This window comes from Streptomyces sp. NPDC058685, assembly GCF_042714725.1.
In the GTDB taxonomy this organism is placed as follows: domain Bacteria; phylum Actinomycetota; class Actinomycetes; order Streptomycetales; family Streptomycetaceae; genus Streptomyces.
Map to the genome: position 1 here is coordinate 48,224 of NZ_JBHXSL010000037.1, position 22,662 is coordinate 70,885.

At 70.4% G+C, this 22,662-nt stretch carries 14 protein-coding genes and 1 pseudogene; 6 read left to right on the top strand and 9 right to left on the bottom strand.

Features of this window, described 5'->3' with window-relative positions:
- Window positions 1-39: 39 nt before the first annotated feature.
- The 7 genes and pseudogenes from pulA to ACFWU3_RS25805 all read right to left on the bottom strand — a co-directional run bounded on the left by pulA (window position 40) and on the right by ACFWU3_RS25805 (window position 13,503).
- Entirely contained in the window at window positions 40-5,364 is a 5,325-nt protein-coding gene (gene pulA / locus ACFWU3_RS25775; protein WP_384442111.1) for a pullulanase-type alpha-1,6-glucosidase, read from the bottom strand.
- A 154-nt stretch (window positions 5,365-5,518) separates the two neighbouring features.
- A pseudogene (locus ACFWU3_RS25780) lies at window positions 5,519-6,898 on the bottom strand (alpha-amylase family protein); the annotation flags it as partial.
- A 379-nt stretch (window positions 6,899-7,277) separates the two neighbouring features.
- Entirely contained in the window at window positions 7,278-8,351 is a 1,074-nt protein-coding gene (locus ACFWU3_RS25785; RefSeq protein WP_384442168.1) for a LacI family DNA-binding transcriptional regulator, read from the bottom strand.
- The gene (locus tag ACFWU3_RS25790) at window positions 8,336-10,006 is read right to left on the bottom strand and encodes a glycoside hydrolase family 13 protein (RefSeq protein ID WP_384442114.1); all 1,671 of its coding nucleotides are present in this window, start codon (window positions 10,004-10,006) and stop codon (window positions 8,336-8,338) included. The genes ACFWU3_RS25785 and ACFWU3_RS25790 overlap by 16 nt, the downstream gene beginning before the upstream one ends.
- Window positions 10,007-10,108: 102 nt before the next feature.
- The gene (locus ACFWU3_RS25795) at window positions 10,109-11,038 is read right to left on the bottom strand and encodes a sugar ABC transporter permease (RefSeq protein WP_384442117.1); all 930 of its coding nucleotides are present in this window, start codon (window positions 11,036-11,038) and stop codon (window positions 10,109-10,111) included.
- A 63-nt stretch (window positions 11,039-11,101) separates the two neighbouring features.
- Window positions 11,102-12,100, bottom strand: a complete 999-nt coding sequence (locus ACFWU3_RS25800) for a carbohydrate ABC transporter permease (protein WP_384442120.1) — start codon at window positions 12,098-12,100, stop codon at window positions 11,102-11,104.
- A gap of 131 nt (window positions 12,101-12,231) precedes the next feature.
- Window positions 12,232-13,503: an extracellular solute-binding protein gene (locus ACFWU3_RS25805; protein ID WP_384442123.1), complete on the bottom strand. Its 1,272-nt coding sequence runs from the start codon at window positions 13,501-13,503 to the stop codon at window positions 12,232-12,234.
- 354 nt (window positions 13,504-13,857) lie between these two features.
- Here ACFWU3_RS25805 and ACFWU3_RS25810 point away from each other — a divergent pair, with 354 nt between their 5' ends.
- The 3 genes from ACFWU3_RS25810 to ACFWU3_RS25820 all read left to right on the top strand — a co-directional run bounded on the left by ACFWU3_RS25810 (window position 13,858) and on the right by ACFWU3_RS25820 (window position 17,511).
- On the top strand, window positions 13,858-15,495 hold the full coding sequence (locus ACFWU3_RS25810; RefSeq protein WP_384442126.1) for a glycoside hydrolase family 13 protein: 1,638 nt from the start codon (window positions 13,858-13,860) through the stop codon (window positions 15,493-15,495).
- A gap of 25 nt (window positions 15,496-15,520) precedes the next feature.
- Complete coding sequence (locus tag ACFWU3_RS25815; RefSeq protein ID WP_384442129.1) at window positions 15,521-16,552, top strand: LacI family DNA-binding transcriptional regulator; 1,032 nt, start codon at window positions 15,521-15,523, stop codon at window positions 16,550-16,552.
- 86 nt (window positions 16,553-16,638) lie between these two features.
- Window positions 16,639-17,511 (top strand): phosphatase PAP2 family protein, encoded by an 873-nt coding sequence (locus ACFWU3_RS25820; protein ID WP_384442132.1) that lies wholly within the window; start codon window positions 16,639-16,641, stop codon window positions 17,509-17,511.
- Window positions 17,512-17,551: 40 nt separating this feature from the next.
- Here ACFWU3_RS25820 and ACFWU3_RS25825 read toward each other — a convergent pair whose 3' ends face one another.
- The gene (locus ACFWU3_RS25825; RefSeq protein ID WP_384442135.1) at window positions 17,552-20,539 is read right to left on the bottom strand and encodes a bifunctional [glutamine synthetase] adenylyltransferase/[glutamine synthetase]-adenylyl-L-tyrosine phosphorylase; all 2,988 of its coding nucleotides are present in this window, start codon (window positions 20,537-20,539) and stop codon (window positions 17,552-17,554) included.
- A gap of 215 nt (window positions 20,540-20,754) precedes the next feature.
- Between ACFWU3_RS25825 and ACFWU3_RS25830 the strand changes: the two genes are divergently transcribed.
- Entirely contained in the window at window positions 20,755-21,267 is a 513-nt protein-coding gene (locus ACFWU3_RS25830) for a pyridoxamine 5'-phosphate oxidase family protein (protein ID WP_384442138.1), read from the top strand.
- A gap of 14 nt (window positions 21,268-21,281) precedes the next feature.
- Window positions 21,282-21,716, top strand: a complete 435-nt coding sequence (locus ACFWU3_RS25835) for a VOC family protein (protein ID WP_384442141.1) — start codon at window positions 21,282-21,284, stop codon at window positions 21,714-21,716.
- 125 nt (window positions 21,717-21,841) lie between these two features.
- Here ACFWU3_RS25835 and ACFWU3_RS25840 read toward each other — a convergent pair whose 3' ends face one another.
- On the bottom strand, window positions 21,842-22,036 hold the full coding sequence (locus ACFWU3_RS25840) for an antitoxin (protein WP_327684596.1): 195 nt from the start codon (window positions 22,034-22,036) through the stop codon (window positions 21,842-21,844).
- 157 nt (window positions 22,037-22,193) lie between these two features.
- Here ACFWU3_RS25840 and ACFWU3_RS25845 point away from each other — a divergent pair, with 157 nt between their 5' ends.
- Window positions 22,194-22,595 carry a VOC family protein gene (locus ACFWU3_RS25845; RefSeq protein ID WP_384442145.1) on the top strand — a complete coding sequence of 134 codons (402 nt, stop codon included), beginning with the start codon at window positions 22,194-22,196 and terminating at the stop codon, window positions 22,593-22,595.
- The last annotated feature ends 67 nt before the right edge of the window (window positions 22,596-22,662 follow it).

The window sequence follows — 22,662 nt, forward strand, 5'->3', positions numbered from 1 at the left end:
TCCTCTCCGTAGTCGGTCCACTACGCTAGCGCGCTCGGCTCAGCTCCGGGTGAAGACGGCGACTGTTCGCCCGGGTACCGAGAAGGTGCCCGAACTCCTTTCGTAGGCAGAACCCTTGGTCACGGCGTCGGCGCCGGATGCCTGGACGGGGTGCAGGGCGTACGGGGCGCCGGTCAGGGCCTCGATCCGCTGGGTCCGGCGCTGCGGGGTGGAGTTGAAGACCACGACCAGGTCGCCGGCCCGCATGGTGATCACGCCCGGCGTCTCGTCCTTGCCGGACAACGGGAAGGAGACCGCGGACCGGACCTGCTCGGCGGTACCGAGAGAGAACGCCTTCTCGGTCGTGCGGATGATGAGCAGATCGCGGTAGGCGGCCGACGCTCCCGTGATCTGCGGGCAGCCCACCGTGAGAGCGGGGGCGGTCAGCAGCGGTTTGGCGTAGGGCCACTTGGGCCGGTTGTCGGCCGCGGGCGGCAGTCCGCGGCCGAACCCGTTGCCGTCCCGGCAGTCCCAGTGGACGGCGTTGAACCAGTCGCCGCTGTCGTAGGAGTTGCGGTCCAGCGACTTGGAGCGCAGCAGGTCCGTGCCCGCCTGGGAGAGCGCGGGGCCCTGGGAGAGCGCCGCCGTGGCCATCGCCAGCACCTGCATACGCGCCCGGTCACCGGGTGAGGTGGTGGCGGGGAGCTTGAAGGCGAGGGCGTCGTACAGCGATTCGTTGTCGTGGGCGTCGGCGTAGGCCAGTGCGTCACCGGGGGCGGCCGCGTACCCGGCGGGTGCGCCGTTGTAGTCGACCTCGGAACCCTTGACGCGGCGGCCCGAGCTGTCGGTGAAGGTGTACTCGGCGAGGTTGCCGGTCAGACCGACCTTGATCAGGTCCTGGTAGTGGAGCAGCCGTGCCTTCTGCTGGGCCTCGGTGCCGTTGGCGGGCGAGGAGTTGGGGTCGGTGAACAGTCCGGAGGCGAAGCCCTGCACGCCCGGGTCCTCGTCGAACGGTCCGCCGCCGCGGACCGCGTCACGGGCCCGGTCGGAGAAGGTCGCGATGCCGGTGCCGGCCATGTTCTTCTGCGTCGCCTGCACGAACCGGGCGTCGTCGGCGATCTCGCCGAAGTTCCAGCCCTCGCCGTACAGGACGATCTTCTTGCCGTCCACGCCGTCCCGTGCGGGGGTGAGGGCGTCGAGTGCCTTGCGGACGGCCAGGATGTTGGCCTTCGGGTGGTGTCCCATCAGGTCGAAGCGGAAGCCGTCGACCTTGTACTCCTTCGCCCAGGTGACGACGGAGTCCACCACCAGCTTGCCCATCATGGCGTTCTCGGGCGCGGTGTTGGCGCAGCAGGTGGAGGTGGCCACGGTGCCGTCCTCCAGGAGGCGCTGGTAGTAGCCGGGCACGATCCTGTCGAGTACGGACTTGTCGGCCTGGCCGCTCGCCACGGTGTGGTTGTAGACGACGTCCATGACCGTGCGCAGTCCGGTCCCGTTGAGGGCCTGGACCATCTTCCGGAACTCGACCGTGCGGCGGGTGCCTTCGGGGTCCGAGGCGTACGAGCCCTCCGGCACGGTGTAGTGCAGCGGGTCGTAGCCCCAGTTGTACGCGTCCTTGGCGGCCGACGCGGCGACACAGGCCTGCTGCTCCTCCGAGTCGGGGGCGTAGACCTCGATGTCGCAGCCGGGCCTCGTCTGGTCGGCCCTGCGCTCGGGGATCGTGCCGATGTCGAAGGCCGGCAGGAGATGGACGTAGGACGTGCCGCTCCTGGCGAGGGTCGACAGGTGCTTCATCCCGGCCGACGCGCGGTCGGTGAAGGCGAGGTACTGGCCCGGGTGCCGTGAGGTGCGGTCCGCGACCGAGAAGTCACGGATGTGCAGCTCCTGGATCTGCGCGTTGCGCAGCGGGACGGCCGCGGGCTTCTTCAGGGTGCGCCAGCCGGCCGGGGCGAGCTCCGGGTCGGCGAGGTCGATGAGGAGGCTGCGGGCGGAGTCGGTGGTCAGGGCGGTGGAGTAGGGGTCGGTGACCTTGTTGGTGACCAGCTTCTGGACGCTGGGCGCCCAGACGGTGACGGCGTAGCGGTAGGGCTTGCCGGTCCAGGACTTCTTGCCGGTGACCGACCAGATGCCCGACGAGTCGTCCCGTCGCATCGGGACGCTCGTGCCGTCGAGTTCGAGGGAGACGGAGCGCGCGGTCGGCGCCCAGAGGGACAGGGAGGGGGTGCCGTGGCGGAAGACCGGCCCGAGGGCGGCCCTGGTGGCAGCGGGCGCGTACAGGTCGTCGAGGATTCCCGCGGTCTGCACACCGGTGGCGGCCAGAAGGGCTCCCCCGGCGGCCCGCTGGGTCGCGATGACCTGCCCGCGCAGGGCGTCGCGCACACGGTCCCGGTCGCGCGGGTCGACCGTGAAGGCCGGATAGTCCTTGAGGTGGGGGTACTTGGCCTTCTGCGCATCGGTGAGCGCGGCCGCGCCGAGCCGCAGCCAGCGGCCCTCGTCGCTCAGCGCGCCGTCGACGACGGAGATGCCGCCCTTCTCGGCGTAGACGAGTTGCTGGCTGGTCGCCTCGGTCGCCTTCACCTTCCAGACGACGGTGTTCCGGTCGATCCACTGGGCCTCGGACGTCCCGAGGTCGAGCGAGGGCGCTCCGCCGGTCTGCGGGAGGAGGTACTTCGGCTGTCCGGCGAGCAGCCAGACCTCGTTGCCGTACGTGGCGAGGTCCAGCGACTGGTCGGTGGGCAGGTCCTTCTGGTCACCCTTGTGGAGGATGTAGCTGAGTGAGCCGGCACCCGCGGCGAGCGGCACCTCGAAGGTCGCTCCGTAGGCGTCCGTGCGCACGGGCTGGAGGGGCTTGGACCAGTCGGTGGGGTTCGCGGCACCGGTCCAGGTGTGCAGACCCCAGCCGTCGTAGTCGCCGTCCGGGCGGTGGTAGTGCAGGACGGCCTTGGTCTTGTCCTGCGGCGGGTAGGCGCCGTCGGGGGCGCGGTCCGCCTGGGCGTCCTTGCCCTGGGCGATCCACACCTCGCCGGTGCGGGCCAGGTCGACCGTGCGCCGCGGGCCGTCCGCCGTGCCGTTCTTCTCCACGGTGTACGTCAGCGACGAGGCGCCGTCGTCGAGCGTGATCCAGGCGAACGCTCCGTAGGCGTCGCGGCCGGTGAACGCGGCGGTGGTGGAGCCGGACTTCAGCTGCCAGCCGTCGTAGTCGCCGTCGGGCCGCTGGTAGTGGACGACCGCGTGGTCACGGTCCACCGCTCCGGGCTTCTCGGGCGGCGGCGCCTGGCCGGTGGTCGTCGAGGCGAGCGCGCTCGCGGTGCGTCCCGCGGCGTCCACCACAACCGCCCTGTAGCGCAGGGCTGTTCCGGCGGGCACGGTGGCGTCGATGTGCTGGGTGACCTTGTACGGCGCGTGGTCGGCGGTGCCGAGGGTGCGCCACGGGCCGTTGCCGACCTGCGCGGCGAAGACGACGCGCGCGAGCTGCCCGCCGTCGGCGTCGGCGACGATCTCGACGGTGCCGGTGGCCCCGGCGGCCGGTGCCTTCAGGCTGATCACGGGCTTCGCGGCCGGCGCGGGCTGCGGCGCCCCGGCCCGGAGCACGACAGAAGACAGCGCGGGCACGGTGACGGTGACCTTGCGGGCCGCGTCGCTGCGGGTGGTGGCGCTGCTGCCGTAGATCCCGCGGAAGGCGGTGTCCGCCGAGCCGGTGGTCACCTCGACCGTCTTCGGCGCCGTGCCGTTGTTGACCGCGACCAGGTACTCCGTCTTCCGCCGGGTGTCGGTACGGGAGAAGGCGTAGACAGAACCCTCGGCAAACCGCTGCTGCTGGACGCCGTCCCGCAGCGCCGGATGGGCCGTGGTCAGCCGGGAGAGCGCGGCGATCGAGCGGTACAGCGGGTGCCCGGAGTCGTAGGCGTCCGAGGCGTGCGTACGGTCCGTGCCGAGCTGGTCGTCGTCCAGGTAGTCGGGAGTCCTGGAGGCGAAGAGCGTCTGGCGGGCGTCCTTGTCGCCGCCGGCTCCGGTGAAGCCCTGTTCGTCGCCGTAGTAGATCACCGGGTTGCCCCGGGAGAGGAACATCAGCTCGTTGGAGAGCCGGGCCCGGCCGAGCAGTTCGGCGTCGTCCGCCGTCGGGTTGTCCTGCTTCAGGAACGTCCCGATGCGGCCCATGTCGTGGTTGCCGAGGAAGGTCACCTGCTCATAGGCGTTGGCCTTGTCGGTGGTGTAGCGGTAGTCGTCGGCGAACACCTTCGCGAGCCGGTCGGCGGGCGCGCCCTGGGAGGCGTAGGCGCGGGCCGCGTCCTGGAAGGGGAAGTCGAGGGTGGCGTCGAGCCGGCCGCGGGTGACGTACGGCGAGGTGACGGCGGTGTCCGCGGAGAAGACCTCGCCGAACATGAAGAAGTCGTCCCGGCCCTGCTTCGCCGCGTACGCGTCGAGCGCGGTCGCCCACTGGGTCCAGAAGTCCATGTCGACGTGTTTGACGGTGTCGATACGGAAGCCGTCGATGTCGAAGTCGCGGACCCACTTCTGGTAGATCCGCTCCATGCCGGTGACGACCTCGGGCCGCTCGGTCCACAGGTCGTCGAGCCCGGAGAAGTCCCCGTACTCGGAGCTCTCACCGGCGAAGGTGGAGTCGCCGCGGTTGTGGTACATCGTGGGGTCGTTGAGCCAACTCGGCACCTTGGCCACGGTGTTGTCGCGGGTGACGGGGGTGTACGGGAAGGAGTCCGCGTCCACCGCGGGGACGCCGGCCCGGTCGTCGAAGGGACGGCCGGACGCGTCGAGGTGGGGATACGCGCCCTTGGGGCGGTAGCCGTACTTCTTCTCGGCGTAGTCGACGGTGTCGGCGGTGTGGTTGGTGATGACGTCGAAGAAGACCTTCATGCCCTTGGCATGGGCCTTGTCGATGAGGGTCTCCAGGTCCTTGTTGGTCCCGAAGTGCGGGTCGACCTGGGTGAAGTCGGTGATCCAGTACCCGTGGTAGCCGGCGGAGGCATCCTTGCCCTCGCCCTGGACGGGCCGGTTCTTGAAGATGGGCGCGAGCCAGATCCCGGTGGTGCCGAGGCCCTTGATGTAGTCGAGCTTCTTCGTCAGGCCCTTGAGGTCACCGCCCTGGTAGAACCCCTTGTCGGCGGGGTCGTACCCGGTGTCGAGCCGGTCCCCCTGGAGCCCGCCGCGGTCGTTGGCCGGGTCGCCGTTGGCGAACCGGTCGGGCAGCACGAAGTAGAACTGCTCGCGGGTCAGGTCGTGCCGGGCCGGTTCGGCGGCGAGCCGGGAGTCGGACGGTGGGCCGGGGGCCTTGGTCTCGGCCGCGACCGGCGCGGCGGGTACGAGCGCGGCGCACAGCGCCCCGACGATGCCGACGACGGCTCTGCGCGGTCGTCCGGTTCGGAACACGGTTGTTCTCCTTGGGTAGTCCTGCGCGCGCGGTGCCGCCCGGCGGGCGGGCCCGGGATGTGCGGGACCCGCCCGTGGGGACGTGCTGTGCCGACGCGCGGCGAAAGGGATCCGGCTCGGATGCCCGTCGGGTGCGGCTGTGTGCCGGTCAGCCGCAGCTGCGGGCGCCCGTGTGCAGCGCCACCGCGGTATTGGGGCCGAGCGTCGCCGTGAACTGGCCGGAGCCGTTCACCGTGACCGCACGTCCCGACTGGACGTCGCAGTAACCGCCCGCGGGCAGCGACGTCTGGAACGTCCGGGTCAGCGACCCCGTCTCGTGGTTGATGGCCACATACGCCTTCGAACCCCGCCCGAAGGCGATCTGGTCACCGCCGTTGTCCCACCAGTTGCTGACGGCCTGCCCGCGGGCGACGTTCCGGAAGGCGACCATCGACCTGATCTCCGGCCAGGCGTGCTGGCACTTCCATCCGTCCTGCCAGCACGCGTTCACCGTCCCGCCGTTCGGCGGGCCGGCGTCACGGTCGGAGAACTCGTAGCCGGAGTGCACGTCCGGGGAGCCGTAGGGCCAGGCCAGCATGAAGACGTTCGCCAGCGTGTAGTCGGCGCCGTTCTTGTAGCTGAGGGTGTCGCCGCCGCGCTCGGTGTCGTGGTTGTCGACGAAGACCGCCGACTTCCCCGACTCCATGTAGCCCCAGCCCTCGCCGTAGTTCTTCAGATAGGCGAGGTTCTCGCCTGTGAAGACACGCTTGAGGTCGCGGGCGTAGCGGAACTCCTGGACGTCGCCGTTGCCGAGGTACTCGCTCGGCGAGACGGCCTCGCCCGCGCCGAAGATGGCTTCCTGCTTCCAGTACACGGACGGCTTGCTGAGCCGGGACTTGATGTTCGCGAGGTCCCCCGCCGGCATGTGCTTGGCCGCGTCGATGCGGAAGCCGTCGACGCCGAGCGAGAGCAGGTCGTTGAGATAGGCGGCGATGCGCCCGCGGACGTAGTCCTCGCCGGTGTCGAGGTCCGCGAGGCCCACCAGCTCACAGTTCTGGACATTGCCGCGGTCCTGGTAGTTGCTGATGTGGGCACGGCAGTCGTCCATGTCGGCGCCGGACCAGATCCCGGGGTAGGTGTACTTCGTGTACGACGAGCCGCCCGTACCGGTGCCGTCCGCCGACGCCATGTGGTTGATCACCGCGTCGACGACGACCTTGACCCCGGCGGCGTGACAGGCGTTCACCATCGCGGCGAAGGAGGCGCGGTCGCCGAGCCGTCCGGCGATCTTGTAGCTGACGGGCTGGTACGAGGTCCACCACTGGCCGCCCTGGATGTGCTCCTGCGGCGGGGAGACCTGGACGTAGCCGTATCCGGCGGGGCCCAGGGTGCCGCTGCACGCGGTGGCGACCGATGCGTACTTCCACTCGAAAAGGACAGCCGTGACGTCCTTGTCCCCCGGCGGTGCCGCCTGCGCGGCGCCCGCCGGTGCAACCACACTCACCGCCGCACACGCCACCAGGGCGAGTGCCGCGGCCAGAGGTCTGCCGGCCATTGTTCCTCCTGCATGGGGGGAGGTGCGGGTGACGGAGAAGCCTTGTCCGGCAACGCGCCGTGCCCGTAAGGCCTATGAGGGTTCTTGCTGCAAGGCAGCAGAAAGTTATTGCGGTCGCGACCGTACGATTCCGCCGGTCCGCGGTCAACCCTTTGGACACACTGGTGTTGCACCGTGGAAATCTTGCGGTTTCCCAACTGCAAGCTCTTTCGCAAGACTTGCAGCGGTGTTAGTTTTCAGCCATGACTCCGGGCCGGTCGGCCGGGGGGCCGGCCCGTCCGGACCCCACGCGCCCGGCCGGCCGGTCCGGTCACGCGCCGGCACCCGGGCACACCTCGCGCGCGGCGCGCGGTGAGCCGAACGGGCCCTCGGAGCACGCCTACCGGCGCGCCTGCGCGGTGCTGCCCCGGACCACGAGTTCGGGCGCGAACACGTACTCCGTGCTCTGCACCGGACTGCCCTGGAGTTCCTCCAGCAGGGCGCCGACCGCGGCCGCCGCCATCGCCTTCACCGGCTGACGGATCGTCGTGAGCGGCGGGTCGGTGAACGCCACCAGCCGTGAGTCGTCGAACCCGACCACCGAGAGGTCGTACGGCACATGGAGCCCGCGCTCCCGGGCCGCCCGGATCACGCCGAGGGCCATCATGTCGCTGCCGCAGACGATGGCGGTGCAGTCCTTCTCCAGCAGCGCACCGGCCGCCGCGTGGCCGCCCTCGACACTGAACAGGGAGCGCTCCACGAGTTGTTCGGCCGCCGCGCGGGTGTAGCCGAGGAGGGAGACGAGACCGTCCAGAAAGCCCTCGGTCTTGCGCTGCGCCGGCACATAGCGGACGGGGCCGATCGCGAGGCCGATCCGCTCGTGCCCCAGCTCGGCCAGATGGTTCACGGCCGTCCGCATCGCCGCCCGGTCGTCGCAGGAGACGCACGGCGCGCTGATGTGCTCGCTGTGGCCGTTGATGAGGACGAACGGGACTCCCCGGGCCGCGAGTTCGGCGTAGCGCGAGTGATCCGCCGAGGTGTCGGAGTGCTGCCCGGACAGGAACACGATGCCGTTGACACCGCTCTCCTGGAGCTGCTCGACAAGCTCCTCCTCGGTGGCACCGCCGGGCAACTGCGTGCAGAGCACCGGGGTGTAGCCGTGCCCGGCCAGCACCTGCTCCAGAGCCTGGGCGAAGGCGGGGAAGATCGGATTGGTGAGTTCGGGCGTGAGCAGCCCGACGAGGCCCGCGCTGCGCTGCCGCAGCCGCACGGGCCTCTCGTAGCCGAGCACGTCGAGCGCCGCCAGCACCCGCTGCCGGGTGCCGCTCGCCACACCCGGCTTGCCGTTCATGACCCGGCTGGCGGTCGCCTCGCTGACCGACGCCTGGGCCGCGATGTCCGCGAGCCGCGGGGCGGCGGCGCCGGTCTGGACGGCGCCGCCCCGCGACGGAGGAATCGTCACACCGCCCACCAGACGGTGGTGTCCGCGGGCAGTCCGGCCTCGCCGTCGGTGATCCGCACGGCGCTGTTGGCGAGCAGGACACGGCCGGGAGCGGGGATGCGCACGGCCGCGCCCGTCGTGTTCACGGTGCAGACGAAGCCGCCCTCCCTGCGGAAGGCGAGCACGCCCTCGGGCGCGTCCAGCCACTCGACCGCGTCGCCCGCGCCCAGCGCCGGGTGCTCGCGCCGCGTCGCGAGAGCGCCGCGGTACAGCTCCAGCGTCGAGTCGGGGTCGCCGGTCTGCGCCTCGACACTCAGCGCCGCCCAGCTGTCCGGCTGCGGAAGCCAGCTGCCGCCTTCGCCGAAGCCGTACGACGGGCCTCCCGCGGTCCACGGGATCGGCACCCGGCAGCCGTCGCGGAAGCCGTCCTGGCCCTCGGTGCGGCCGAAGGCGGGGTCCTGGCGGACCTCGTCGGGCAGGTCGGTGACGTCCGGGAGGCCGAGCTCCTCACCCTGGTAGACGTAGGCGGAGCCGGGCAGCGCCAGCATCAGCAGGGTGGCGGCACGTGCCCGACGCAGCCCCAGTTCACGGTCGCCGGCCTCGCGGATCTGGGTGCCCGCGGGCGGACCGGCGAAGCGGGTGGCGTGCCGGGTCACGTCGTGGTTGGAGAGCACCCAGGTCGCCGGAGCACCGACGGGCCGCATGGCGTCCAGCGACTGGTCGATGACCCGGCGCAGCTCCGGGGCGTCCCAATGGGTGCCCAGGTACTGGAAGTTGAAGGCCTGGTGCAGTTCGTCGGGGCGCACGTAGTTGGCGGTGCGCTCGACCGTGGGGGTCCATGCCTCGGCCACGGCGATGCGGTCGCCGGGGTACTCGTCCAGGATCGTGCGCCAGCTGCGGTAGATCTCGTGGACGCCGTCCTGGTCGAAGAAGGGCATGACGTCATTGCCCAGCAGCTTCAGCTGGTCGCTGCCGCCGAGGTCGGGCAGGCCCTCGGCCTTGACCAGGCCGTGGGCGACGTCGATGCGGAAGCCGTCGACTCCCATGTCCAGCCAGAAGCGCAGGATCGAGCGGAACTCGTCCGCGACGGCGGGGTGTTCCCAGTTGAAGTCGGGCTGCTCCGGCGCGAAGAGGTGCAGATACCAGTCGCCGGGGGTCCCGTCGGGGTTCTCGGTACGGGTCCAGGCGGGGCCGCCGAAGATGGACTCCCAGTCGTTGGGCGGCAGTTCGCCGTCCTCACCCTTGCCGGGACGGAAGTGGTAGCGCTCGCGCAGGGCCGACCCCGGGCCCTCCTTCAGCGCACGCTTGAACCACTCGTGCGCGTCCGAGGAGTGGTTGGGCACCAGGTCGACGATGATGCGCAGACCGAGCTCGTGCGCGTCCCTGATCAGCGCGTCGGCGTCGAGGAGCGTTCCGAACATCGGGTCGATGGCGCGGTAGTCGGCGACGTCGTAACCGGCGTCGGCCTGCGGCGACGCGTAGAAGGGACTCAGCCACACGGCGTCGACGCCGAGTTCCCTCAGATACGGCAGCCGGCTGCGGATGCCGGGAAGGTCGCCCATGCCGTCTCCGTTCCCGTCGGCGAAGCTGCGGGGGTACACCTGGTAGATGACGGCGTCTCTCCACCAGTCCGCGCCGGGCGCGGTCGTCTTGGCGGCGTGATGGGCGTCAGCCAGGTACTGGGTCATTCTCGATCCCTCTGAGGCTCGGTGCAGCGATGGGGGCGAAACGTCAGGCAGCAGGGGCACCCGGCCGGTCAGGCGGCCGGGCGCCCCGGTTCGTGGGGGGGGTCAGGACTTGGCGGCGCCGGCGGTGAGACCGGTCACCAGGTGCCGCTGGACCAGGTAGAAGAACAGCGAGGCGGGGATGGCGATGAGCACGGAGGTCGCGGCCATCAGGTCCCACTGGGTGTCGTGCTCGCTGATGAAGGTGGTCAGGCCGATGGCGAGGGTGTACTTGTCGTCGCTGAGCATGAAGACCGACGCGTAGGCGACCTCGGCCCAGGCGGTGAGGAAGGTGTAGAACGCCGCCACCGCCAGGCCCGGCCGCGCGAGCGGCAGGATCAGCCGGTAGAAGGTGCCGAACGGGGTGAGTCCGTCGATCCGGCCGGCCTCGTCGATCTCCGCGGGGATGGTGTCGAAGTACCCCTTGAGCAGCCAGGCGCAGTACGGGATCGCCGTGGTGCAGTAGACGAGGATCAGCGCCCAGTAGGTGTCGAGCAGGCCGAGGTTCGCCAGGATGTTGTAGAGCGGCACCATCAGGATGGCGACCGGGAACATCTGCGTGACCAGGAAGGTCCACATCAGCTGCCGGTGGCCGGGGAAGCGCATCCGGGAGACGGCGTAGCCGGAGCTGGCGGCGATGAAGACGCCCAGCAGGCACGTGCCGAGCGCGACGATCAGCGAGTTGACGAACCACTGGAGGAACGACGTGTCGCTCAGGACCGTCGTGTAGTTCTCGAAGCTGATCTTGCCGGCGATGTCGCCGGGGTGCAGGAAGTCGCTCTTGTCGGGACCGAGGGAGATCCAGGCGATCCAGCCGATCGGGAACGCGGCGATGAAGCTCGCGAGGATCAGCACGCTGTGGATCAGCACGGACGCCGAGCGGGGACGCTCGCCGCGCTTCAGCGGACGCTTGCCCGCGGCGCGTCCGCGGGGCGGGACGGCGGCGGTGGATTCGGCGGCCGGTCCCGCGGCCGGGAGATCTGCTGTGGTGCTCATGGGGTCGCTCCCCTCTCTTTCGTCAGGACTGCTTCTGATGGCCCGTTGGCCGTGTACGGACCGTCAGACGGCCTTCTCGTTGCGGGCCAGCCAGCGCCGGTAGAAGGAGGCGAAGACGATGAGCATCGACAGGATGATGACGCCGTAGGCGGCGGAGCCCGCGTAGTCGCGCGGGTCCTGTCCGAAGCCGAGGCGGTACGCCCAGGTGACGAGGATCTGGGCATCGGTGCCCGAGTTGTTGCCGAACAGCAGGAAGATGACCACGAACTGGTTGAAGGTCCAGATGACGCCGAGCAGCACGACCGTGCTGCTGACCGAGCGCAGACCCGGAAGCGTCACGAAGCGGAACCGCTGCCAGGGGGTGGCTCCGTCGACCTCGGCGGCCTCGTAGAGCTCGGGCGGGATCGACTGCAGACCACCGAGCAGCGAGACCATCATGAAGGGGACGCCGACCCAGGTGTTGACCATGATGGCGGCGGTCTTCTGCCAGAACGGGTCGCTCAGCCAGGCCGGGGTGGGCAGATGCGCCCATTCCAGCACCATGTTGAGGACGCCGCCGTCGTCGGCGAGGATCAGCCGCCAGGCGAAGACGGTGACGAAGGTGGGCACGGCCCACGGCAGGATCAGGACCATCCGGTAGAAGGTGCGGCCGCGGAGTTTGCGGTTCAGCATCAGGGCGAGGCCCATGCCGATGCCGTAGTGCAGGGCCACACAGACGACGGTCCAGACGATCGTCCAGGTGAAGTGGGGCCAGAACTGGTGGTCACCGCCGGAGAGGATCTCCGTGTAGTTGTCGAGGCCCACCCACGAGAAGCTGTCGGGGATCTCGTTGACGCCGATGGTCCGGCCGACGTTCTGGCTGTTGGCATCGGTCAGCGACAGATAGATGCCGCGGGCCAGGGGGTAGAGCACCAGAACGCCGATGACCGCCACCACGGGGGCGACCATGGCCCAGGCGTACCAGTTCCGGTTGTACGACTGCCTGATACGGCTCATCGGCCCGGGACGCTGCCCAGCGCCACGCCGGGTCTTATCGCTTCCGCCCTCGACGGCGACGGTCATCTTCGACACCTTTACGACAGATTCTCAGCAGGGTGTACGGCGTGGTGGCACGGCCCGGTCACGGGCCGCACCACGACGGGCGGCCGTCCGGTCCCGCCCCGGTCGGGGCCGGTCCGGACGGCCGAGGGGCCTTAGGAGAAGTCCTTGAGCAGCTTCTTGTAGGACTCGGCGGTGGTGTCGAGGCCCTTCTGCGTGCTCACCTTGCCCTGCAGGATCGCCGTGAGGTTGGTGCCCAGGTCGGCGAAGAGCGAGCTGTACTCGGGCAGTTCGGGACGCGGGCGGGCGGTGCCGGCGAGGATCGCCTGGAACTCGGTGATGCCCGGGGTGGCCTTGACCTCGGCGGTGTAGGCGGAGGTACGGGTCGGCAGCGTGCCGTTCTTCAGCGCGATCTTGGCCTGGGTCTCGCCCGAGGTCATGAAGCCGACGAACTTCTGGGCCGCGGCCTGGTGCGCCTTGTCGGAGCCCGCATACACGGAGAGGTTGTGGCCGCCGGTCGGGGCGCCGGCCTTGCCGGTGGCGCCGGCCGGGACGCCGGAGATCCCGAGGTTCGCCTTGTCCTTGAACGCGGCGCCCTTGTAGATGTTCGTGAGCTCCCAGGGACCCTGGAGGATCATCGCGACCTTGCCGGTGTTGAACGCGTCCATCATGTGCGCGTACGAGTCGGCGGTCACGTCGAGCTTGGAGACACCCGGGGCCTGGAGGAGGGCCTTGCTCGCGTCCACGGCCTTGACGGCCTCCGGCGAGTTGACGGTGATCTTCTTCGCCTCGGCGTCGACCATGTCGGTGCCCTCGCCGAAGAGGAAGGGCAGCTCGAAGTAGGCGTCGGCGCGCAGCGTGAAGCCGTCGACCTTGGCCTTCTCCTTGACCGCCTTGGCGACGGCCTTGACCTCGTCCCAGGTGGCGGGGGCCTTGTCGTAGCCCGCCTTCTTCAGGATCTCCTTGTTCCACATCAGGCCGAGGGAGTCGGTGACGAAGGGAGCGCCGTAGGTCTTGCCCTCGTACTGGGCCTGCTTGAGGAGCGAGGGAGTGATGTCCTCGGTGTTCTTGAGGGCGTCCGTCCCGTCGAGGGGGGCGAGGAACTGCGACTTGGCCCAGGAGGCGGTCCAGCCGACCTCGGCGCGGACGATGTCCGGCGCGCCCTTGCTGCCGGCCGCGGTCTGGAACTTGTTCTGCGCCTGGTCGAACGGGACGTTGACGTACTTGACCTTGATGTCCTTGTTGGCCTTCTCGAACTCGGCGATCATCGCCTTGTACGTCGGTGCCTCGTTCGTCGCGTTGGACGTGTCCCACCAGGTCAGCGTGACCGGGCCGCCGGCCTTGTCACCGCTGTCGTCCCCGCCGCACGCCGTCGCTGCCAGTGCCAGTGCCGCTACCAGCGCGGTGGCCGCTATGCCACGCCGCATGTGAACTCCTTCAGAGATGCCCGAGATGGCGGAGGCCGGGGGCCTCCCGCCGACCGCTCCCTCGCGGCGCCGGGTTCGGCAGGAACGTAACAAGGATGAAAGGAAGCGGAAAGACCTTGCGGCAATTTTCTGCAAGGGCGGAGGATCGTTACATCCACGTGTCCGGAGAGTTGCCGTTGCATCGCTTGACGGTGGCTGCTCCGACCGCCTCCGCGCGCCCCCGCAATCACTTCCGCAAGATCTTGCAGAGCTGATATTTTGGTTCGAGAGCACCGTCACCAAGCGCCCGAACCCACGTTGACCTCGTTGGTTGTACGTCCCCCCGCCTCCGGACCGTACGAGAGGGACCCACTCATGACCCACGAACTCGCTCCCGCCGTCGGCCTCCCCGCGCCCACGGCCGCCGAGGGACAGAGCCCTGCAAGCTCTTCCAGCGAGGGCCGCGACTGGTGGCGCGATGCCGTCATCTACCAGGTGTACGTCCGCTCCTTCGCCGACAGCGACGGCGACGGCATCGGCGATCTGCGCGGCACCACGGAGCGCCTGCCGTATCTGGCGGAGCTGGGCATCGACGCCGTGTGGCTCACCCCCTTCTACGCCTCCCCCCAGGCCGACGGCGGCTACGACGTGTCCGACTACCGGGCCGTCGACCCGCTCTTCGGTGATCTCGCCGACGCCGACGACCTGGTGCGCACCGCCCACGAGCGGGGTCTGCGGGTGATCGTGGACGTCGTCCCGAACCACACCTCGGACCAGCACCCCTGGTTCCTGGCCGCGCTCGCGGACCCCGACCCGGACGGCGCCCGCCGGCGCTACCACTTCCGGCCCGGCAGAGGCGCCCACGGCGAGCTGCCGCCGAACGACTGGGAGTCCGTCTTCGGCGGCCCGGCCTGGACCCGCACCCCCGACGGCGCCTGGTACCTGCACCTCTTCGCGCCCGAGCAGCCCGACCTCAACTGGGACGACCAGGAGGTCCACGACGAGTTCGACTCGGTCCTGCGCTTCTGGCTGGACCTCGGCGTGGACGGCTTCCGCATCGACGTCGCCCACGGCATGGTCAAGGCCGCCGGCATGCCGGACATCGGCCACGGGGAACAGGCCAGCCTGATCGGTTCCCAGACACTGCCGTTCTTCGACCAGGACGGCGTCCACGAGATCCACCGCGGCTGGCGCAGACTGCTCGACTCCTACCCGGGCGAGCGGATCGGGGTCGCCGAGGCCTGGGCGCCCAGCGCGGACCGGCTGGCACTGTACGTACGGCCCGACGAGCTGCACCAGGCTTTCAACTTCCAGTTCCTGCGGTGCCCGTGGGAGCCGGCGGCGATGCGCAGCGTGATCGACGAGTCGCTGGCCGCCACGGCATCGGTCGGAGCGCCCACCACCTGGGTGCTCTCCAACCACGACGTGGTCCGCCATCCCACCCGCTACGGCGGCGGCGCCCAGGGGCTGCGCCGCGCCCGCGCGGCCGCGCTGCTGATGCTCGCGCTGCCCGGCTCGACGTACATCTACCAGGGCGAGGAGCTCGGGCTGCCCGAGGTCACCGACCTGCCGAGCGAGGTGCGCCAGGACCCGGCGTTCTTCCGCGCGGCCGGGCAGGACGGCTTCCGCGACGGCTGCCGGGTGCCGATCCCGTGGACCGCCGGCGGTCCGTCGTACGGCTTCGGCGAAGGCGGCAGCTGGCTTCCGCAGCCGGCCGAGTGGGGCGCGCTCTCGGTGGCCTCCCAGGCCGGCGACCCGCAGTCGACGCTGGAGCTCTACCGCTCCGCCCTCGCCCTGCGCCGTCGGCTGCCGGGGGGTCCGATGCGGTGGCTGCCGGGTCCCGACGGGGTGCTCGTACTGGCCCGGAACGGCCTGGTCTGCACCCTCAACACCACCGCGTCGGCGGTCGAACTCCCCACGCCGGGACGGCTGCTGATCTCCTCCGATGCCATGGACCAGCCGGGCGACACAGCCCGTATTCCGGCTGATTCCTGTGCGTGGTGGGCAATCTGACGTGCGCCCGGTACAGTCCAATCCTGTGACCGCACGGCTTGCCGACATCGCAGCCCAGGCGGGGGTCAGCGAAGCCACAGTCAGCCGCGTGCTCAACGGCAAGCCCGGTGTGGCCGCGGCCACCCGCGAATCCGTACTCGCCGCGCTCGACGTGCTCGGATACGAGCGCCCGGTGCGTCTGCGCCAGCGCAGCGCCGGACTGGTCGGCCTGATAACCCCCGAGCTCGACAACCCGATCTTCCCGGCTCTTGCCCAGGTCATCGGCCAGGCTCTGACCCGGCAGGGGTACACCCCCGTCCTGGCCACCCAGACACCGGGCGGCTCCACCGAGGACGAACTGACCGAAATGCTGGTCGACCGGGGCGTGTCCGGCATCATCTTCGTCTCGGGACTGCACGCGGACACCACCGCGGACATGCAGCGCTACGACCAGTTGCGCGGGCAGGGCGTGCCCTATGTCCTCCTGGGCGGCTTCTCGCCCAAGGTGAAGGCGCCCTTCGTCTCGCCCGACGACCGGGCGGCGATGCATCTGGCCGTGACCCACCTCGCCTCGCTCGGCCACACCCGGATCGGTCTGGCGGTCGGCCCGAAGCGATTCGTTCCCGTGCTGCGGAAGATCGAGGGTTTCCAGCAGGCCATGGAAATCCAACTCGGTCTCGCCCCCGAGGAGTCGGAAGAGCTGATCCAGCACTCCCTCTACACCCTCGAAGGCGGTCAGGCCGCGGCCGGCGCCCTGATCGGGGAAGGGTGCACCGCCGTGGTGTGCGCGAGCGACATGATGGCGCTCGGCGCGATCCGGGCCGCCCGCGGGCTGGGCCTGGAGGTGCCGCGCGACGTCTCGGTGGTGGGTTTCGACGACTCCCCGCTCATAGCGTTCACGGATCCGCCGCTGACGACGATCCGGCAGCCCGTGCAGGCCATGGGACAGGCCGCCGTCCGGACCCTGCTGGAGGAGATCGGGGGCACCCCCGCCCCGCACAGCGAGTTCATTTTCATGCCTGAGCTGGTGGTTCGCGGGTCGACGGCGTCGGGACCCGGAGCCGCGCTCCGGGGCTGACTCCTCCCTGAGTCGGACCGGGTGCGAGGGGAACCAGACCGAGGGATGATCGGTCGGTGGGCGCGCATCTGGCAGACTCTCGTCCCATGGGTGAAACGACCGTGAAGAGTTTGGAAGGCCGGACGGCCACCCCGTCACCCATGACGGACGAGGTCGCCGAAATGCCGCATGTCCGGCGCAGCCGACTGCAGACTCTCCGGTCGCCTCGCCGGCCCCGGATCTGGTTCGAAGTCCTGCTCATCGCGGTCAGTTACTGGACGTACTCACTGATCCGCAACGCCGTGCCGGAGCAGAAGACGCAGGCCCTGCACAACGCCGACTGGATCTGGCGCGTCGAGCAGACACTCGGCATAGCGGTCGAGCAGTCGGTCAACCACGCCGTGAACTCGGTGACATGGCTGATCGTCTCGATGAACTACTACTACGCGACGCTGCACTTCATCGTGACGATCGGGGTGCTGGTGTGGCTGTACCGGTGGCATCCGGGGCGGTACGCGGCCGCCCGCCTCGCCCTGTTCGCGACGACGGGTGTGGCGCTGGTCGGTTACTACCTGTATCCGCTCGCGCCCCCTCGGTTGATGAGCAACCAGGACTTCGTGGACACCGTGCTCGTCCACCACACCTGGGGCTCGATGGCCTCGGGCAACCTGAAGAACATGTCGAACCAGTACGCGGCGATGCCGTCGATGCACATCGGCTGGTCGCTGTGGTGCGGCCTCATCATCTGCGCGGTGGCGTCGGCCCCGTGGGTACGCATCCTCGGTCTGCTGTACCCGACGGCGACGCTGGTCGTCATCGTGGCGACCGCGAACCACTTCTGGCTGGACGCGGTCGGCGGCATGATCTGCCTGACCTTCGGCTTCGCGCTCTCGTACGTCTGGTTCGGCGCGGCACCGCACCGGCTGCCCCGCCTGCCGGAGAGCGGCGGCCGGAAGAGCCTTCTTCCCGCCCGGGCCTGATCCGGCCCGACGCGGGCCCCCGGCACCGCACCCGGTCCGCTCACGCGCCGTAGAACAGCACCTCCACGACCGCCCGCGCCCGCCTCGTGATCCTCCGGTAGTCATCGAGCATGTCGCCCACGTGCCCGGGTCCGTAACCCAGGTACCGGCCGACGGCCGCCAGCTCGCGGCTCTCCGAGGGGAACGTGTCGCCGGCGCGGCCGCGGACCAGCATCACCGCGTTGCGGACGCGGGCCGCGAGGACCCAGGCCTCGTCGAGGATCTGCGCGTCCTCCGTGCCGATCAGGTCCGCCGCGTGCGCCGCGGCCAGTGCCTCGCGGGTGCGGGTCGTGCGCAGTCCCGGCTCCGCCCAGCCGTGCTGCATCTGCAACAGCTGGACCGTCCATTCGACATCGCTCAGACCGCCGCGCCCGAGCTTCGTGTGCAGCGTGGGGTCCGCGCCCCTCGGCAGCCGTTCCGACTCCATCCGCGCCTTCAGCCTGCGGATCTCGCGGACCGCGTCGTCCCCGAGGCCCTCCGCCGGGTAGCGCAGCGGGTCGATCAGCTCGATGAAGCGGTCGCCGAGCTCCCGGTCCCCCGCCATCGGCTCGGCCCGCAGCAGCGCCTGGCTCTCCCACACGAGCGCCCACCGGCGGTAGTACGCCTCGTAGGAACCGAGCGTGCGGACCATCGGCCCGCTCTTGCCCTCCGGGCGCAGATCCGCGTCGATCAGCAACGGCGGGTCCGCCGTGGGCAGTTGGAGCAGCCGCCGGATCTCCGAGACCACGGCGTTCGCGGCCCGGGCGGCCTCCTGCTCGTCCACGCCCTCGCGCGGTTCGTGCACGAGGAGCACATCCGCGTCGGAGCCGTAACTCATCTCGTGCCCGCCGAAGCGTCCCATGCCGATGACCGCGAACCGGGTCGGCAGTTCGTCGCCCCACTGCTGTCGTACGGCCGCCCGGAGCGCGCCCGCGATCGTCGCCGCGTTCAGGTCGGTGACGGCGCCCCCGATCTGGTCGACCAGCGCGCCCGTGTCGGTCTCGGCGGGGCTGTCCTCGGTGCCGTACGAGCCGATGAGGTCGGCGGAGGTGGTGCGGAACAGCTCCCGCCTGCGGACCCCGCGGGCCGCGGCGACCGCGCCCTCCGCGGTGTCGGCGCGCCCGACGGCCGCCAGGATCTCCTGCTCCAGGTGGTCCCGGGCGCGCGGCTTCAGTCCCTCCGGGTCACCGAGGATGGCCACCGCCTCGGGCGCCCGCAGCAGCAGGTCGGGTGCGAGCCGGCCGGCGGAGAGCACGCGTGCCAGATTCTCCGCGGCAGCGCCCTCGTCCCGCAGCAGGCGCAGATACCAGGGCGTCTTGCCGAGCGCGTCGGACACCTTGCGGAAGCCCAGCAGCCCCGCGTCCGGGTCGGCCGAGTCGGCGAACCAGCCCAGCAGGACGGGCAGCAGGGTCCGCTGGATCGCCGCCTTGCGGGTGACCCCGGAGGCGAGGGCCTCCAGGTGCCGCAGTGCCGCCGCCGGGTCGCCGTAACCGAGCGCCTCCAGCCGCTGTCCCGCGGCCTTCGGGCTGAGCCGGGTCTCGCCGGGGGTGAGCTGGGCGACGGCGTCGAGCAGGGGCCGGTAGAAGATCTTCTCGTGCAGCCGGCGCACGACCGACGCGTGCCGCCGCCACTCCTTGTTGAGCTCGGTGACCGGGTCGGTGCGCATCCCCAGCGAGCGCCCGAGGCGCCGCAGATCGGCCTCCTGATCGGGCACCAGATGCGTACGCCGCAGCCGGTACAGCTGGATCCGGTGCTCCATGGCCCGCAGGAAGCGGTACGCCTCGTCCAGCTGCGCCGCGTCCACCCGGCCGACGTATCCGCCCGCCGCCAGCGCCTGAAGGGCCTCCAGGGTGCTGCCGCTGTGCAGGGTGGCATCGCTGCGCCCGTGCACCAACTGGAGCAACTGCACGGCGAACTCGACGTCCCGCAGTCCGCCGGGACCGAGCTTGAGCTCGCGCTCCACCTCGGCCACCGGGATGTTGTCGACGACACGGCGGCGCATCTTCTGCACGTCGGGGACGAAGTTCTCCCGCTCGGCGGCCTGCCACACCAAGGGTGAGACGGCCTCGATGTAGTCCTCCCCCAGGGACGGATCACCGGCGACGGGCCGGGCCTTCAGCAGCGCCTGGAACTCCCACGTCTTGGCCCAGCGCTGGTAGTACGCGAGATGGCTGGACAGGGTCCGCACCAGCGGCCCGTTGCGGCCCTCGGGCCGCAGATTGGCGTCCACCGGCCAGATCGTGCCCTCGACGGTGGTCTCGGAGCAGATCCGCATGAGGTGGGAGGCCAGCCGGGTCGCGGCCTGGATCGCCTTGCTCTCGTCGGCGCCGTCGGCCGGCTCCCCCACGAAGATCACGTCCACGTCGGAGACGTAATTGAGCTCGTGGCCGCCGCACTTGCCCATCGCGACGACGGCGAGGCGGCACTGGGCCGCGTCGGCGGGGGCGGCGCTGCGGGCGATGGCGAGCGCGGCGCGCAGGGTGGCGGTGGCGAGGTCGGCCAGTTCGGCGGCGGTCTGCGCGACATCGGTCGTCCCGCACACGTCACGGGCGGCGATGGACAGCAGACAGCGCCGGTAGGCGATCCGCAGCGTCACCGGGTCGGCCGCGTCGGCCAGACACCGCTCGAACTCCTCGACGCCCGGGTGCAGGTCCGCCGACTCGTACGTGACCAGCGCCCGCCAGTCGCCCGGGTGCCGGGCCAGATGGTCGCCGAGCGCCTCGGACGCGCCCAGCACCCCGAGCAGCCGGTCGCGCAAGGGCTTCGCGCTGACCAGGGTGTCGAGCAGGACCCGGCGGTCGGGCGGTTCCTGTCCCTCCACCAGCCGTACGAGGCTGCGCAACGCCAGGTCGGGGTCGGCGACGGCGCCGAGCGCTTCCAGGAGCACCGGGTCGGTCCGCACGGATGCCATGTCCGGGAGTTCGAGGAACCGCTCGGCCTCGCCGGGGTCGGTGAAGCCGTGCCGCAGCAGTCGGGTGAACGTACTGCTTCTGCGCCCCGGCACCGTCATCCCGCGGTCTCCTGTCGTGCGTAAGAGCTGTCGAGCATCCGATCAAGGTCCGGATTCGAGCGTAGCCGCCGAGGGCCGCGGGGGACCCTTCGAGGGCCCGTCCACCCGTCCGACCGATGAATACGGACGCGGCGCGCAGTCACCCCTGGGTGAGCCCGTCACCACCGAGTGAGCCCCCAGGACCCGACACGGATCCGACCCGAGAGGACCGCGCCATGGCCGCGAACAGCCCCGTGACCGAACTCGACGCCCGTTACAGCGAGGAGAAGGCCACCGCCTCGGACTGGTCGGAGGCCGTGGACCACCTGAGGACCGCGGAGGTGTTCTGGCTGTCGACCGTACGCCCGGACGGCCGCCCGCACGTCACCCCGCTGATCGCGGTGTGGCACGACGGCGGACTGCACTTCTGCACCGGCCCCGGCGAGCGCAAGGCCAAGAACCTCCGGGAGAATCGGAAAGTGGTCCTCACCACCGGCGCGAACGCCCTGAACGAGGGCTACGACCTGGTGCTGGAGGGCACGGCGGCCACCGTGAGCGACGAGGCGCGGCTGCGTGCGCTCGCCGGTGCGTATGTCGAGAAGTACGGTGCGGACTGGACCTTCGAGGTCCGCGACGGCGCCTTCGTGGGCGACGGCGGGACAGCCCTGGTCTTCCGTGTGGAGCCGCGTACGGCGTTCGGGTTCGCCAAGAGCCCCTACAGCCAGACGCGGTGGCAGTTCACCCAGTGAAGGGAACGGCACCGATGGAATGGACACTCGAAGTCGTCATCCTCCCGGTCGCGGACCTGGACCGGTCACGGGCGTTCTACGAGGACACCTGCGGTTTCGCGGTCGACACCGACACCGAGATCGGCCCGGGCATGCGGATCGTCCAGCTGACCCCGCCCGGCTCCCGCTGCTCGATCGCGCTCTCCAGCGGCCTCCCGCCCGCACCGGGCCAGCAGGACATGGCGCCCGGCTCGGTGCAGGGGCTCCAGCTGTGCGTCACGGACATCTACCAGGCGCACGCGGAACTGCTCGAACGGGGCGTCGAGGTCAGCAACGTGCAGCACGTCGGCGCGAGCGGCTCGTGGGAGGAGGGCCGCGGGGACACCTGGAACGCGTTCATGTTCTTCAAGGACCCGGACGGCAACGGCTGGGTGGTCCAGGAGGCACCGGCCCCGCTCTCGGAGCGCTGAGCACCGGGCCCTCGCGCCCTGCGTGCCGAAGGGCGCGGCTGTCGCACGCCGACGGCCGGACGGCTCCGGCGCTGGGTGCCCGAGCCGTCCGGCCGTGAGTGACGTGGAGGGGGACCGGCCTGCGGTCAGGTCTGAGGCGGGCCGCCCTGGTCGCGGTCGGAACGGAGCTGGTCCTTCATCCGGTCCTGCGCCGTGTCGACATGACCGCTGTACTTGCCCTGGGTCCTGCCGTCGACCATGTCACCGGTCTTGTCCACACCCTTGCCGGCCTGGTCCTCGTGGCCCTTGAGCATTTGCTTGAGCTTGTCCATCACGGACATGGGACATCCCTTTCGCCGCGTTGCCCCCCGCTCTTCCAGGGTCACCGCACACCGCCGGGTTCGCATCCCGACAGGGCCGCCCACTAGGACAGGATCTGGCCTAGTGCGCGCCTATCGTTCCGTCAGGGGAAACCGCAGGGACGAAGGGATGAGGACCATGCTCCGAGGACTCGCCACCATCAACTTCTGGGCCGAGGACCTGGCCGCTGCCAAGGCCTGGTACACGGACCTGCTCGGCATCGAGCCGTACTTCGAGCGCCCCGGATACATCGAGTTCCGCATCGGCGACTACCAGCACGAACTGGGCATCGTCGACGCGTCCTACGCCCCGCCGGGCGCGGCGACCACCCCGGGCGGAGCCATCGCCCACTGGGCGGTCGACGACCTGGAGGCGACGGTCGACCGGCTGCTCGCGCTCGGCGCGAAGGAGTACCAGCCGCTGCGGGTCCACGGCCCGGGCTTCGTGACGGCGACCGTGGTGGACCCGTTCGGCAACGTCCTGGGCGTGATGACGAACGTCCACTACATGGAGATCCTGGCGAAGACGGGCACAGCGTGAGCGACGCTCCCCCACCTCGCCGCGTCGTCGAGGCGGCGAGGCGGCGTGGCGGGAGTTGCTGAACCGG

Bases quoted from the DNA above. Each gene is read 5' to 3' on its own strand.
- ACFWU3_RS25840 (WP_327684596.1), bottom strand. From the start codon at position 22,036: ATGTCCGTGATGGACAAGCTCAAGCAAATGCTCAAGGGCCACGAGGAC.
- ACFWU3_RS25830 (WP_384442138.1), top strand. From the start codon at position 20,755: ATGGCCGCGAACAGCCCCGTGACCGAACTCGACGCCCGTTACAGCGAG.
- ACFWU3_RS25790 (WP_384442114.1), bottom strand. From the start codon at position 10,006: ATGACCCAGTACCTGGCTGACGCCCATCACGCCGCCAAGACGACCGCG.
- ACFWU3_RS25825 (WP_384442135.1), bottom strand. From the start codon at position 20,539: ATGACGGTGCCGGGGCGCAGAAGCAGTACGTTCACCCGACTGCTGCGG.
- ACFWU3_RS25845 (WP_384442145.1), top strand. From the start codon at position 22,194: ATGCTCCGAGGACTCGCCACCATCAACTTCTGGGCCGAGGACCTGGCC.
- ACFWU3_RS25795 (WP_384442117.1), bottom strand. From the start codon at position 11,038: ATGAGCACCACAGCAGATCTCCCGGCCGCGGGACCGGCCGCCGAATCC.
- ACFWU3_RS25810 (WP_384442126.1), top strand. From the start codon at position 13,858: ATGACCCACGAACTCGCTCCCGCCGTCGGCCTCCCCGCGCCCACGGCC.
- ACFWU3_RS25835 (WP_384442141.1), top strand. From the start codon at position 21,282: ATGGAATGGACACTCGAAGTCGTCATCCTCCCGGTCGCGGACCTGGAC.
- ACFWU3_RS25805 (WP_384442123.1), bottom strand. From the start codon at position 13,503: ATGCGGCGTGGCATAGCGGCCACCGCGCTGGTAGCGGCACTGGCACTG.
- ACFWU3_RS25800 (WP_384442120.1), bottom strand. From the start codon at position 12,100: ATGACCGTCGCCGTCGAGGGCGGAAGCGATAAGACCCGGCGTGGCGCT.
- ACFWU3_RS25820 (WP_384442132.1), top strand. From the start codon at position 16,639: ATGGGTGAAACGACCGTGAAGAGTTTGGAAGGCCGGACGGCCACCCCG.